This is a genomic window from Polynucleobacter necessarius (assembly GCF_900096765.1).
GTDB lineage: Bacteria > Pseudomonadota > Gammaproteobacteria > Burkholderiales > Burkholderiaceae > Polynucleobacter > Polynucleobacter necessarius_F.
The window spans coordinates 1410002-1422644 of the sequence record NZ_LT615228.1 but is presented as its reverse complement, the minus strand read 5'-3'; the positions used below and the strand labels follow the sequence as shown (position 1 = coordinate 1422644).

Genomic DNA, 12643 nt, shown 5'->3' with positions numbered 1-12643 from the left:
TAGAGATTAATACCGGTTCTGCGATGCAATTTAATGGTTTATCCCAGCCTTATACCCGCGGTCAGGCGCTTCCCGAGTTGTTAAAGCGGCGTATCCTCATTCTGGATGGCGCCATGGGAACCATGATCCAACAGCACAAGCTAACTGAGGCTGACTACCGCGGCTTACCCGGCAATTCTCGTTTTGCTGATCATCCTGGGGACGTAAAAGGTAACAACGAGTTGCTCGTTTTGACGCAGCCACAAATTATTAGCAAGATTCACGAGCAATATTTGGATGCAGGTGCAGACATTATTGAGACTAATACTTTTGGCGCCACTTCAGTTGCCCAAGAAGATTACAAAATGGCAGGCTTGGCGCGTGAGATGAACGAAGTCTCTGCAAAATTAGCTCGTGCTGCCTGTGATAAGTACGCCACGCCGGACAAACCTCGCTTTGCTGCTGGCGCAATTGGACCAACACCAAAGACTGCCAGTATTTCCCCAGATGTAAATGATCCAGGTGCCCGCAATGTGACTTTTGATGCATTACGTGCCTCTTATCGCGAGCAAATTGAAGGCCTATTTGCAGGGGGTGTCGATTTATTTCTTGTTGAAACCATTTTCGATACGCTTAATGCAAAAGCGGCGTTGTTTGCCCTTGATGAATTTTTTGAAGAGACTGGTGAGCGTTTGCCAGTAATGATTTCTGGAACAGTTACTGATGCCTCTGGGCGTATTTTGTCTGGCCAAACAGTTGAAGCATTTTGGAACAGCTTGCGTCATATTAAGCCGCTCACCTTTGGTTTGAACTGTGCATTAGGTGCCGCCTTAATGCGTCCTTATATTGCTGAGTTGGCACGTATCTGCGATACGGCAGTTTCTTGCTATCCTAATGCTGGCTTGCCTAACCCAATGAGTGATACCGGCTTTGACGAGACTCCAGAAATTACTTCAAGTCTAGTGGATGGTTTTGCAAAAGATGGTTTAGTCAATTTGGTTGGCGGTTGCTGCGGCACTACACCAATCCATATTCGTGCAATCGCCAATGCGGTTGCTAAACGTCAGCCACGTGCTTTCTATCGTGAAAACCCAGAGGTTACATCATGAGCAAGGCAGATAAAAAGGCGATGCCAGCGATGAAGCTTTCTGGTCTTGAGCCATTTAACGTTACTGCCGATATTGGCTTTGTCAATATTGGTGAGCGTACTAATGTCACTGGCTCTAAAGCATTTGCCCGCATGATTTTAAATAATCAATTTGATGAGGCGCTGGCAGTTGCTCGTCAACAAGTTGAAAACGGTGCCCAGGTAATTGATATCAACATGGATGAGGCGATGCTGGATTCTGAGGCGGCTATGACTCGCTTTCTTAATCTCATCGCCTCCGAGCCTGATATTGCTCGCGTTCCAATCATGATCGATTCCTCAAAATGGAGTGTCATTGAAGCTGGCTTGAAATGCATTCAAGGTAAACCGATTGTCAATTCGATTTCTTTAAAAGAGGGTGAAGAGCCTTTTCGCAAGCAGGCTCGCCTAATTCGCCGTTATGGCGCAGCTTCCGTAGTGATGGCCTTTGATGAGCTTGGTCAAGCAGATACCTTTCAGCGCAAGATAGAAATTTGTCAGCGTTGTTATGAGATTTTGGTAAATGAAATCGGCTTTCCTGCTGAGGACATTATTTTTGATCCCAATATCTTTGCCATCGCAACTGGTATTGAAGAGCACGATAACTACGCTGTTGATTTCATTAACGCTACTCGCTGGATTAAAGAGAACCTTCCTGGTGCCAAAGTAAGCGGTGGCGTTTCCAACGTCAGCTTCTCATTCCGGGGTAATGATCGAGTACGTGAGGCGATTCATACAGTATTTTTGTATCACGCCATTCAAGCGGGCATGGATATGGGTATCGTCAATGCCGGTCAGTTAGGTGTTTATGCAGATCTTGATCCAGAGTTGCGCGAACGCGTAGAAGATGTGGTGCTTAATCGCTTTAGAGAAAAAGATGGGCAAACGCCTACTGAGCGTTTATTAGCTATTGCTGATCAATTTAAGGGTGACGGTATTAAGCAAGTAGAAAATTTAGCATGGCGTGATGCGCCTGTCCGTGAGCGTTTAGCGCATGCATTGGTTCATGGCATAACTACATTCATTGAAGAAGATACTGAAGAGTTGCGCTCAGAAATCATGGGCTCGGGTGGTAGACCGATTGAAGTGATTGAGGGCCCACTCATGGACGGGATGAATGTCGTCGGCGATTTATTCGGCGCTGGAAAAATGTTCTTGCCGCAGGTCGTCAAGAGTGCGCGAGTCATGAAGCAGGCGGTTGCCATTCTGATTCCCTATATTGAAGAAGAAAAGCGCCAACATATTGCGGCAGGCGGTGAGGCTAAGGCTAAAGGCAAGATTGTCATGGCTACGGTCAAAGGCGACGTGCATGACATTGGTAAAAATATTGTTACTGTTGTGCTGCAATGTAATAACTTTGAAGTAGCTAATATGGGGGTCATGGTTCCTTGCGCAGAAATCCTGAAGCGCGCCAAGGAAGAAAAGGCTGATATCGTTGGGTTATCTGGCTTAATCACGCCATCGCTTGAAGAGATGACGTATGTTGCCCAAGAAATGCAACGCGACGATTATTTCCGTGAACGTCAGATTCCACTTATGATTGGCGGAGCTACTACCTCGCGGGTTCATACTGCAGTCAAGATTGCGCCCCACTATGATGGTCCGGTGGTCTATGTGCCTGATGCTTCCCGCTCTGTATCGGTAGCTTCAAGCTTGCTCTCTGATGAGAGTGCTAAAAAATTTATTCAAGACTTGCGCGATGACTATGTGCGCATTCGTGAACAGCACGCTAATAAGAAGGCTGCACCAATTATTTCATTAGAAGCTGCTCGCAAAAATCGCGAGATGATCGATTGGTCTGCTTACGTTCCTGAGAAGCCAAAATTTATTGGGCGACGCGTCTTTAAAAATTTTGCATTAAGCGATATTGCCAAGTACATCGACTGGACGCCATTCTTCCAAACTTGGGACTTGGCAGGTAAGTTTCCAGCGATATTAGATGATGAGATCATTGGCGTTGAGGCTCGCAAACTCTATGCTGATGCTCAGGTCTTATTGGATAAGCTGATCAAAGGCCAATGGTTACAAGCTGATGCAGTGGTGGCTTTTTACCCAGCTAATGCAATTGGTGACGACATTGTGCTTTACAGCGATGAAGCGCGTGAGCGCCCGCTCTTTGTCTGGCATAACTTGCGCCAACAAGCAGAGCGTCCGGTAGTGGATGGTCTACGTAGACCAAACCGATGCTTGGCAGATTACGTTGCACCAAAAGATTCTGGAGTAGCAGATTATTTAGGTTGCTTTGCTGTAACGACTGGTCACGGCGTTGAAAAGAAGGTTGCTGAATTTCAGGCTAAGCATGATGACTACAGCGCCATTATGTTGAAGGCTTTAGCTGATCGTCTGGCCGAAGCATTTGCAGAGCTGATGCATCATCGTGTTCGCACTGATTTATGGGGTTATGCATCTGATGAGATTTTGACGAACGACCAAATGATTAACGAGGAGTATCGCGGTATTCGTCCTGCTCCTGGTTACCCAGCTTGTCCAGCACATGAAGTAAAAGTAGACTTACTCAGGGTGATTGGTTCGGAAGATATTGGCATGACTCTGACAGAGTCAATGGCGATGAATCCTGCTTCTAGCGTGAGCGGCTTTTATTTAGCGCATCCTGATGCACGATATTTCAATGTCGGTAAATTGTCGGATGACCAGGTTAAGGATTTGGCTAAGCGCCGCGGTCAATCTGTAGAAGAGGTTCGCTGTCAATTAGCCAGCTTGATTGATTAAACACCCCACATTACAGGTTCATTTTTGGCTTTAGCTTGCTTCATCAGCTCAAGGAATGGATAAGCTCTTTGACCGAGTCGGTCTGCCAGTTTGGGCTTTTCCGTTGCTTCATCTGCTTCATTTTTTGCTTTGGAGCGTTCTTCCAAGTCTTGTAGGATCGCTGTTTCTAGCGCTGTAATGAGAGCGGGTAGCTGCTCTTCGGTGAGGATGCCCCTCGGTTCCAAAGTTCGCCCCAAAATATCAAAGATTCTCTGGGTCAGGTCGGCCAACATGATGACGTCCGGACCAGCTTTTGAGCGGAATTGATAGATCATTTCAATAGCTTACCACCTGATAAACTCACTTATCTATGTTGCTGAATAATAAAAATCGTTTAATTGAAATGCTGGGCGCTGCCCTCCTGAGTCTTGCCCAGGAGCGTGGGCTTATTAAGGCGCCAACGCCCCGTCTAGAGCGTCCTAAGGCCGTTGATCATGGCGATGTCGCCTGCAATATTGCGCTGCAACTTTCCAAGGCTTGGAAGTTAAATCCTCGCGAATTAGCCCAAGCTCTAGTTGAGCGTTTACAACAGCAAGCGGGCTTTGAGCAGTTGATTGCATCTTGTGAAATTGCCGGTCCTGGATTTATTAATTTCCGTTTAACTAACGCTGCAAAAACGGCAGTAGTTGGAGAGATTTTGGTTCAAGGATCGCGCTTTGGTGAATTCGCCCAAGGCAGTGGCCCAGTTGCTAGCGCCATGATTGAGTTTGTTTCAGCTAATCCTACTGGTCCCTTACATGTAGGGCATGGCAGACAGGCTGCACTGGGTGATGCATTAGCCAATTTATTAGCTACCCAAGGCATCAAAGTACATCGTGAGTTTTATTACAACGATGCTGGAGTGCAAATTGCCAATTTAGCACTCTCGGTCCAAGCGCGTTTGCATGGCTTTAAACCTGGTGATGCTAGCTGGCCAGAGCAGGCTTATAACGGTGAGTACATTGCTGAGATTGCTGCAGCATTTAAGTCCTCTCCTCAGTTTAGCGATGACCTAGAAGCGATTCGCCGGTTTGCAGTTGCGTACCTGCGTAATGAGCAGGATATTGACCTTAAAACATTTGGCGTCAAATTTGATTGCTATTACCTTGAGTCCTCTTTATATACCGATGGTAGTGTTGCCAAAATTGTTGATGAGCTTCAGAGCATTGGCAAGACCTATGAGTCTGAGGGTGCTTTATGGCTTAAGACTACTGACGATGGTGATGATAAAGATCGTGTGATGCGTAAGTCGGATGGTAGTTTTACCTACTTTGTTCCTGATGTGGCATATCACACCAGCAAATGGAATCGTGGCTTTCAAAAAGTTATTAACGTACAAGGTAGTGATCACCATGGAACGATTGCTCGTGTCCGCTCAGGTCTGCAGGGGGTAGCCCAAAAGCGTGGTTGGGATATCCCGAAAACTTATCCAGATTACGTTCTGCATAAGATGGTGACTGTCATGCGTCATGGCGAGGAAGTCAAAATTTCTAAGCGCGCTGGCTCTTATGTCACTGTGCGTGATTTGGTGGAGTGGTCAGGTGGCGTTACTCCTGAGATGACAACGGCAGAAAGAGAATTGGCTTTACAGCGCGGCCGTGATGCTGTGCGCTTTTTCTTGATCTCTCGTAAAGCAGATACCGAGTTCGTATTTGATGTTGATTTAGCTTTGCAGCAAAACGATGAAAATCCAGTTTTCTATGTTCAGTATGCACATGCTCGTATTTGCTCTATCTTGCAGCAATGGGGTGGTCAAACATCCGAGCTTGCTATTGCAAATCTTTCTTTATTGCAAAGTATAGCTTCCGATCATTTACTCAGACGTTTGGCTGAATATCCAGAAGTGCTGACTGATGCAGCAGCAGAATTGGCACCGCATGCACTAGCATTTTATTTGCGTGATTTAGCCGGTGATTTCCATACTTTCTATAACGCTGATCGTGTGTTGGTCGACGATCAAGATCTCAAATTGGCGCGTCTGGCCTTGCTCTCAGCTACCCGTCAAGTCTTGCAAAATGGCCTTAGAGTATTAGGGGTGTCGTCACCGGCGAAGATGTAGTAGCAAAGTATGAAGTGAATAGGTAAGATGAGGAAATGATGACAAAACCGAATCAACAAGCTGGCTTCATGAAGCGCGATGACCATAGCCTTGTGCAGAGCAATTCGCAACGGGGCGGCACTATCTTGGGTTTTATTGTTGGCCTGGGTGTCGGTTTGGGTATTGCATTCATGATTGCGTTTTACCTTTCCAAAAATACTCCTCAAGAAAGGCCGGGAGTTCGTGCACCAAATTTACCTTTAACGATTAAGCCTTCTGCCACCCCAACTGAGGGCGATTCCGCAGCTTCAGCTGAGCAGCCTGATTTAAATAAGCCTTTGCAGGGTAAGGCACTTGAGCCTGCAACATCAGACCCAATTGGTGATTTAGTCAATGGTAAGAAGTCTGCCGATACGACTGCTCCAACATCACCCAAGGGAGAGATCGTCTATTTTTTACAAGTAGGGGCATTTAATAAACGCACAGATGCCGATGCACAAAAGGCCGCCTTAGCTATTCAGGGGATTCAAACGCAATTAAGCGAAGTGACCAGTGACGGCAATACACTGTGGCGTGTTCGTTCTGGTCCATATAGCAGCGTAGAAGAAAGCAATCCTGCGCGCGATAAATTAAATGGCATGGGCATTAAAGCTGCTCTCATTAAATCTAGCAAATAAACATCATGATCTCATTGAGCAAAAGAGTATTTACCTTATTCGTATTCACAATTTTATGTGGCATTACTAGTGCACAGGCACAAAAAATAAAAGAAGGTTTTGACTATCGCATCCTGCCTGTTCCTCAGCCAGTAGAAACTAAGGGCAAAGTCGAAGTGATCGAATTCTTTTGGTACGGCTGCCCGCATTGCTACGACTTTGAGCCAGAGCTCAGCAGCTGGGTAAAGCGCCAGCCTAAAGACGTGGTATTTAAAAGGGTACCAGTGGCGTTTCGTGATGACTTTTTACCGCATAGCCAATTGTTTTATACGCTGGAAGCAATGGGCAAAGGTGACGCCTTAAATGAGAAGGTGATGTACGCCATGCATAAAGAAAATAAGCGCCTCCTTGCCGAGTCAGAAATTGCGGATTGGGCAGCTTCTCAAGGTATCGATCGAAACACATTCTTGGCGACCTATCGTTCTTTTGCAGTGGTATCTAAAGCCAGAAATGCCCGTCAGTTATCCGAAGCTTATCGTATTGATGGTGTTCCAACAATTGTGATGCAGGGTAAATACGTCACTTCACCTTCCATTGCAGGCACTAAAGCTAAAGCAATTACGGTTATGGATTATCTCGAAGAAAAAATTCGCAAAGATAAATACAAATAGCAAATTTACTCTACTGCGCGTTGCTGATTAGATTCGAACGAAACGACGCACAATCCAGAAGTAGATTGGATAGGGCAGGATTCTGAGGAACTTTAAGAACCCTGAGAATCGTTTAGGAAAGTGAATATCAAATTCTCCCTTTTGCATGCCCTTCAAAATTTCAGTAGCTGCTTGGCTCGCGCTAATCAGTGCAGGCATCTCAAAGTCATTTTGGGCGGTCGCTTCGGTCGCAACAAACCCTGGTGAAATCATATGTACGCTAACCCCAGTGGGGAGCAAATCATAGTACAGCGTTTCACAAAAATTGATGATAGCCGCTTTACTTGGGCCATAAGCCAGTGCCTTAGGCAAGCCGCTGTATCCTGCAACACTTCCAACAATCGCAATATGACCGCTATGCTTTGAGAGCATGTCGGGTAATACTATTGCTGTGGCGCGCATTGGTCCAAGCAAGTTGGCATTGATGGTCTGTTCAGCAATCTTGTAATCAAAGTGATCCGCACGTAAGGGTACATAGACTCCAGATACAAAGAGTAATATATCGATGCCATCCCAAGTATTGATAATCGCTTGATATGCATTGCTTAGCTGTTCATGATTCGTTACATCTAGCGGAATAACCATGGTTTGATTGACGTCAGCTTGCTGGGCAATGCTATTTAAACGCTCAATTCTTCTGCTCGAGAGGGCAACTTTAGCGCCTTGCCCAATCAGGGATTTGGCACAGGCCTCACCGATGCCACTTGATGCGCCAATTAGCCAAACACGTTTTCCTGAATAAGTGCTGATGCCGCTTTGTTTCATGGTGTTGACATGTCCGGGGATGATGTAGTTTGATGGCTCAGAGTGAACTGCACCACGTCAATATTGTGCTCTGAAAATCCAGCCGCACAGTACATGAGATAGAAGTTCCAAAGTCTGATAAACGCCTCATCAAAACCCAGTTGGCGAACTTCCTCTAATTTCTGGTTAAAGCTATCGCGCCAGAGGCACAAGGTCTTGGCGTAGTCTTTACCAAATGCAAATTCATCTTCAATTTGTAAGCCTGCTTTAGCTGCACACGCTTTAAAGCTAGCGCGCGAAGGGAGCATTCCTCCAGGGAAAACATATTGCTGGATAAAGTCTGTATTGTGACGATAACGATCAAACAACTCTTCAGCAATCACAATGGTTTGGATGCATGCCTTACCGCCTGACTTTAAACATTTGGCAATGGTTCGGAAATACTCAGGCCAATGCTTTTCACCAACAGCTTCGAACATTTCTACAGAAGCGATTCCAGAAAACTGCTCTTTACAATCCCGATAGTCTTGAAGGCGAAGTTCAAATCGTTTTGGATTGCTTAATTGTTGGTTAATTTTGCTCAGTCGTTCCTCTGCAAAAGCCTTTTGTTCAGTGGAAAGAGTAAGACCGGTAATCGCTCGTTCACTTAGGAGAGCCTCTTCCATCACTCCACCCCAGCCACAACCTATTTCCAGAATATGGTCTCCAGGCTTGGTTTGTAGGGATTGCAAAATACGTCTAATTTTGGCGCGCTGGGCATCTCTCAGACTTTGTTTATCGCCTTCCGAGAACCAGGCACTGGAATAGCTCATAGTCGGATCTAATCAGAGGCTGTAGAAGGCATTGCCAAGGTCATAGTGGGCATGGATATTCTTGCGGCTGCCAGCTTTGGAGTTATCTCTAAGCCAGTGCTTAATACGATAGACGGTAGATCCAAGCCAGTTACCATAAATCGCTTTTTCAAGAGTCGTGCGATTGCGTATCGCAAGCTCTAAGAGGGCTTTTAAATCCGAAGTATTCCACTGACCGCGAATATAACTTTCTGCAAAACCAATATCACCATGAGACATGACTTGCTTGAAGACAGACCAATCCAAGATTTGAATATCTGCATTTAAAGAATCTGTGCGTTTGCCAAACTCTTTAAGCTCACCATTAGGTAGTGTGAGTGTGAGATGTCCACTCTGAAGTTTTGACAAAATACCCAATAGCGATTGCACGCTAAGCTTATATTGAGGCGATTGCTGAGTTAATACTTGTGGTCTCGAGAAATTAAGTCGCGAGAGCAGCGTTTGTCCAGGGCGATTCATCGGCTGATTTCGAATTCTGGTGGTTTGGGCTTTGAGTGAAAGGGTACACCTTTTAGCCATAATTTTAATGCTTGCCAGTGAATTCTAAAGATAACACCAAGACTCATGAGCGGGTAGCGAAGAAAGGCTAAATACAGTGCCGAATGTGTCAGTGGACGACTAAGCCCGCTAACGCTGGTATTGATTAAGGGTTGCCCATCTTCGTGTAACTCAATACGGGCAACAGAATTTTTTTTAGATTGGCTATCTTGGGTAAATAAAAAGCGAAAGTGATACTCCCCGCGTACCTCGCAAAAAGGCGATACATGAAATACTTTATTGCTCGAAAGTGTCTCACCAGACTGGAGCGGTTCACCAGAGTCCTTGTGTAATAAATAGCAGTGTCGCTCACCAAAGGTGTTATTGACTTCGGCTAGGACAGCTTGAACCTTGCCGTCTGCTCTCGTGCAAATCCAAAAGCTCACAGGATTAAAGACATAACCCAAGACTCTGGGGAAGGTCTGTAGCCAAATCTCACCATCAATATTTCCAAGGCGATGTTCGCGCAAAATATTTTCAATCCATGCGAGGCTACCAACTCCTCCTTGACCATGATCTTTGTCAAAGAATGAAAAGAGACCCAATCGATTATCTTTGAGCCCGAAATTGCTTAAGAGGTTTGGATTTTCTTTGCGAGAGCGCATTGGGATGGATACGGTAAATACGCCATACCCAAATGAATTATCAGCAGGCCTTATCCGCCGATGTTTTACCACCCCAAAGTTAATCTTTGCCTGATTCATTTACTGCGTATCTTGTGCTGGCGTCGATTTGAGTGGGGAGCGAATGCTCTCAATTAATGCTTCTGCTACTAATTCGCCAGATCGTAAGCCGTCCTCATGAAATCCAAAGCCAGTCCAGGCGCCGCAGTACCACATAGAAGAGCTTCCCTGGATGAGTGGCAATTCCTGTTGCGCCTGAATAGCGCTCATATCAAATACTGGGTGAGAGTAATGAATTTCTTGATGCACTAAACGTGGATCAGGATCAGTTGATGGATTTAGGCTAACAATAATTTGGGTATTTGCCAGCTCATTTGGTAATGGTTGTAAGCGGTTGATAAGGTAATTTACGCTCACATGTTGCTTAGAGGAAGGCGCAGTTCCAGACTTGGCAGTGTAGTTCCAGGCCGCCCAACAACGTTTTGCTGCTGGCAAAAAGCGCGTATCAGTATGCAAAATGGCACGATTCTTTTGGTAAGGAATTGCTGCCAATATATTTCTGGCCTCTTGATTGATGCCATGCACAAGATCTAGGGACTGATCGCTATGGCACGCCATCACCACTTCATCAAACCATACAGACCCTGAGGGTGTAATTACTTCCATTTGTGAACTTTCATCTTGAGCCGCATTTACACGAAGTACAGATTCTCGTTTGATGGCGACGTGGTGCTTGGTGAGTTCGCTCACAATGCGTTTGACATACTCTCTGGAGCCACCTTGAATGGTGAGCCACTGTGGCCGGTTTTGGATTTGTAATAAACCATGATTGTGGCAAAAGCGAATCATGGTCTGAATCGGAAATTCCAACATCTGCTCGACTGAGCATGACCAAATAGCCCCAATCATTGGTAGAAAGTAATTCTCTCTAAAGCTTTGACTAAAACGATTTCGATCTAAGAACTTAGCAATGGTTTCATCCGGTTGCTTGTAATGATGGCCTGCATCAATTTGTTCCTGTGCAAGCTTGGTAGCTGAGCGATTAAAGCGCAAGATGTCATACGCCATGCGCCAAAAAGAGCCTGAGAGTAGATTAGATCTTTGCCCAAAGAATGAATTGAGATCGTTTCCGGCCCATTCAATTTTTGGATGAGCTGGATTTTTTTCAGAAACATCAATCGATACAGAAAACGACATTTCAGATGGGGCAACTGGCGCGCCAATTTCTTCAAATAGTCTGACTAAGCGCGGATAAGTTTTGCGATTGAATACGAGAAAGCCAGTATCAACACCATGAGTGATTTCTTTATTTCCGATCTTGCAATTGAAATCAACGGTATTACTGTGGCCACCAATATGGTCGCCGCCTTCATATACTGTCACATCAATTTCCTGGTGTTGCCGTAATGCATATGCACAGCCTAGGCCAGAAATTCCGGCGCCAATTATGGCAATTCTATTTTTGCTCACTGCGCTTTTTCTCCTAAGAGCTTCTCAATTGCTTCAGTAATACTGCTACTGGTTGGTTTAGTCATGCTTCCAAAAGAATCAATAACGTTGCCGTTCCGGTCGATTAAGTATTTATAAAAGTTCCATTTTGGAGTAGTTCCTGTTTTGCCAATCAACATTTTGAAGAGCGGATTTGGATTGTTTCCAGAAACAGTGCTCTTCGCAAACATGGGGAACTTGACGTCATAAGTGTTTTTGCAAAAGTCTGCAATTTCTTTATTGCTACCAGGCTCTTGTTGTCCAAAATCGTTGGAAGGAAAGCCGAGCACTACGAAGCCCTTATCTTTGTATTTGGCATAAATCTTTTCAAGGCCTTCGTATTGGCTTGTAAAACTGCAAAAGCTAGCTGTATTGACTACCAAAATCACCTTGCCTTGGTATTGACATAGATTTTGGGGGGCCTCATCTTGCAGGCGCGGAAAAGTATGTGAAAGCAGTGGACTGCAGTTGGGCGCTGCATTAGCAGCCTGGATACTGGGCGCTAGTAGTAAAAAGACAAAAAGCCAGCCAGATAAGCATAAAGACATTAAGCGGAACATACTGCGCCTTTTAATGGGTTTGGAGTGCCAAGTCTAAGACATTCTGGGTAATATCGCAGGGCATTAGCGAAAGCCATTAATATTGCAATATGAGCTCATTGTCATCACCCTCTTTTGAGTCTAAGGTTTGCCTTTTAGAGCAGCTGGAGGCTCGTGTCGCTCAATTGCCGCGCCCCCTAGTTTTTACAAATGGGGTCTTTGATATCTTGCATCGAGGACATGCAAGTTATTTGGCTCAGGCGCGTGCTTTAGGAGCGAGCCTTATGGTGGGCGTGAACTCAGACGCTTCAGTCAAGATGCTGGGTAAAGGTGATGATCGACCGATTAATTCTGAGGCAGATCGTCAGGCTCTATTGGCGGCTCTTGAGAGTGTTGATATGGTAGTTCTATTTGCTGAGAAGACCCCAGTCAATCTGATTGAAAAAATTCGGCCAGATATCTATGTTAAGGGTGGAGATTATGAGATCGATGCGCTCGCAGAGACGCAGTTAGTAAAAACATGGGGTGGCAAAGCCATTGCAATCCCATTTATATATGAGCGGTCTACTACTAAGCTCTTGGGAAAAATTCGTTCTTAAGGGGT

Annotated in this window: 13 protein-coding genes; 6 read left to right on the top strand and 7 right to left on the bottom strand. The window is 45.4% G+C overall.

Annotated elements, in window-relative coordinates; genetic code table 11:
* Positions 1-23 precede the first annotated feature (23 nt).
* The gene (locus tag DXE33_RS07375) at positions 24-1088 is read left to right on the top strand and encodes a homocysteine S-methyltransferase family protein (RefSeq protein ID WP_114639316.1); all 1065 of its coding nucleotides are present in this window, start codon (positions 24-26) and stop codon (positions 1086-1088) included.
* A complete protein-coding gene (gene metH / locus DXE33_RS07370; RefSeq protein ID WP_114639315.1) occupies positions 1085-3835 on the top strand; it encodes a methionine synthase in 2751 nt (916 codons plus the stop codon). The genes DXE33_RS07375 and metH overlap by 4 nt, the downstream gene beginning before the upstream one ends.
* On the opposite strand, the gene DXE33_RS07365 is transcribed toward metH, so the two are convergent.
* A complete protein-coding gene (locus DXE33_RS07365; RefSeq protein ID WP_114639314.1) occupies positions 3832-4149 on the bottom strand; it encodes a DUF1840 domain-containing protein in 318 nt (105 codons plus the stop codon). The genes metH and DXE33_RS07365 overlap by 4 nt on opposite strands.
* 68 nt (positions 4150-4217) lie before the next feature.
* Here DXE33_RS07365 and argS point away from each other — a divergent pair, with 68 nt between their 5' ends.
* From argS to DXE33_RS07350, 3 genes are read left to right on the top strand one after another with little or no spacing between them, the layout of a single operon-like run.
* Positions 4218-5912: an arginine--tRNA ligase gene (gene argS, locus DXE33_RS07360; protein WP_408634204.1), complete on the top strand. Its 1695-nt coding sequence runs from the start codon at positions 4218-4220 to the stop codon at positions 5910-5912.
* A gap of 35 nt (positions 5913-5947) precedes the next feature.
* Positions 5948-6568, top strand: coding sequence for an SPOR domain-containing protein (locus DXE33_RS07355; protein WP_231970431.1), 621 nt, complete (start codon positions 5948-5950; stop codon positions 6566-6568).
* A 5-nt stretch (positions 6569-6573) separates the two neighbouring features.
* Positions 6574-7218, top strand: coding sequence for a thiol:disulfide interchange protein DsbA/DsbL (locus tag DXE33_RS07350; RefSeq protein WP_114639312.1), 645 nt, complete (start codon positions 6574-6576; stop codon positions 7216-7218).
* Positions 7219-7245: 27 nt separating this feature from the next.
* On the opposite strand, the gene DXE33_RS07345 is transcribed toward DXE33_RS07350, so the two are convergent.
* The 6 genes from DXE33_RS07345 to DXE33_RS07325 all read right to left on the bottom strand — a co-directional run bounded on the left by DXE33_RS07345 (position 7246) and on the right by DXE33_RS07325 (position 12060).
* Entirely contained in the window at positions 7246-8022 is a 777-nt protein-coding gene (locus tag DXE33_RS07345; protein WP_114639311.1) for an SDR family NAD(P)-dependent oxidoreductase, read from the bottom strand.
* On the bottom strand, positions 8019-8813 hold the full coding sequence (locus tag DXE33_RS10590; RefSeq protein WP_331851808.1) for a cyclopropane-fatty-acyl-phospholipid synthase family protein: 795 nt from the start codon (positions 8811-8813) through the stop codon (positions 8019-8021). The genes DXE33_RS07345 and DXE33_RS10590 overlap by 4 nt, the downstream gene beginning before the upstream one ends.
* 12 nt (positions 8814-8825) lie before the next feature.
* Positions 8826-9221 carry a hypothetical protein gene (locus DXE33_RS10585; RefSeq protein ID WP_331851807.1) on the bottom strand — a complete coding sequence of 132 codons (396 nt, stop codon included), beginning with the start codon at positions 9219-9221 and terminating at the stop codon, positions 8826-8828.
* A gap of 86 nt (positions 9222-9307) precedes the next feature.
* Complete coding sequence (locus DXE33_RS07335; RefSeq protein WP_114639310.1) at positions 9308-10093, bottom strand: DUF1365 domain-containing protein; 786 nt, start codon at positions 10091-10093, stop codon at positions 9308-9310.
* Positions 10094-11482 carry an NAD(P)/FAD-dependent oxidoreductase gene (locus DXE33_RS07330; RefSeq protein WP_114639309.1) on the bottom strand — a complete coding sequence of 463 codons (1389 nt, stop codon included), beginning with the start codon at positions 11480-11482 and terminating at the stop codon, positions 10094-10096.
* Positions 11479-12060: a glutathione peroxidase gene (locus tag DXE33_RS07325; RefSeq protein ID WP_174222300.1), complete on the bottom strand. Its 582-nt coding sequence runs from the start codon at positions 12058-12060 to the stop codon at positions 11479-11481. Before DXE33_RS07325 ends, DXE33_RS07330 begins: the two co-directional genes overlap by 4 nt.
* 89 nt (positions 12061-12149) lie before the next feature.
* On the opposite strand from DXE33_RS07325, the gene rfaE2 reads away from it, so the two are divergent.
* Entirely contained in the window at positions 12150-12638 is a 489-nt protein-coding gene (rfaE2, locus tag DXE33_RS07320) for a D-glycero-beta-D-manno-heptose 1-phosphate adenylyltransferase (RefSeq protein ID WP_114639307.1), read from the top strand.
* Positions 12639-12643 lie beyond the last annotated feature (5 nt).

Coding starts and splice junctions, on each gene's coding strand:
- DXE33_RS07325 (WP_174222300.1), bottom strand. CDS start 12,060: ATGTTCCGCTTAATGTCTTTATGCTTATCTGGCTGGCTTTTTGTCTTT.
- DXE33_RS07350 (WP_114639312.1), top strand. CDS start 6,574: ATGATCTCATTGAGCAAAAGAGTATTTACCTTATTCGTATTCACAATT.
- DXE33_RS07355 (WP_231970431.1), top strand. CDS start 5,948: ATGATGACAAAACCGAATCAACAAGCTGGCTTCATGAAGCGCGATGAC.
- DXE33_RS07345 (WP_114639311.1), bottom strand. CDS start 8,022: ATGAAACAAAGCGGCATCAGCACTTATTCAGGAAAACGTGTTTGGCTA.
- rfaE2 (WP_114639307.1), top strand. CDS start 12,150: ATGAGCTCATTGTCATCACCCTCTTTTGAGTCTAAGGTTTGCCTTTTA.
- argS (WP_408634204.1), top strand. CDS start 4,218: ATGCTGGGCGCTGCCCTCCTGAGTCTTGCCCAGGAGCGTGGGCTTATT.
- DXE33_RS07365 (WP_114639314.1), bottom strand. CDS start 4,149: ATGATCTATCAATTCCGCTCAAAAGCTGGTCCGGACGTCATCATGTTG.
- DXE33_RS10590 (WP_331851808.1), bottom strand. CDS start 8,813: ATGAGCTATTCCAGTGCCTGGTTCTCGGAAGGCGATAAACAAAGTCTG.
- DXE33_RS07375 (WP_114639316.1), top strand. CDS start 24: ATGCAATTTAATGGTTTATCCCAGCCTTATACCCGCGGTCAGGCGCTT.
- metH (WP_114639315.1), top strand. CDS start 1,085: ATGAGCAAGGCAGATAAAAAGGCGATGCCAGCGATGAAGCTTTCTGGT.
- DXE33_RS07335 (WP_114639310.1), bottom strand. CDS start 10,093: ATGAATCAGGCAAAGATTAACTTTGGGGTGGTAAAACATCGGCGGATA.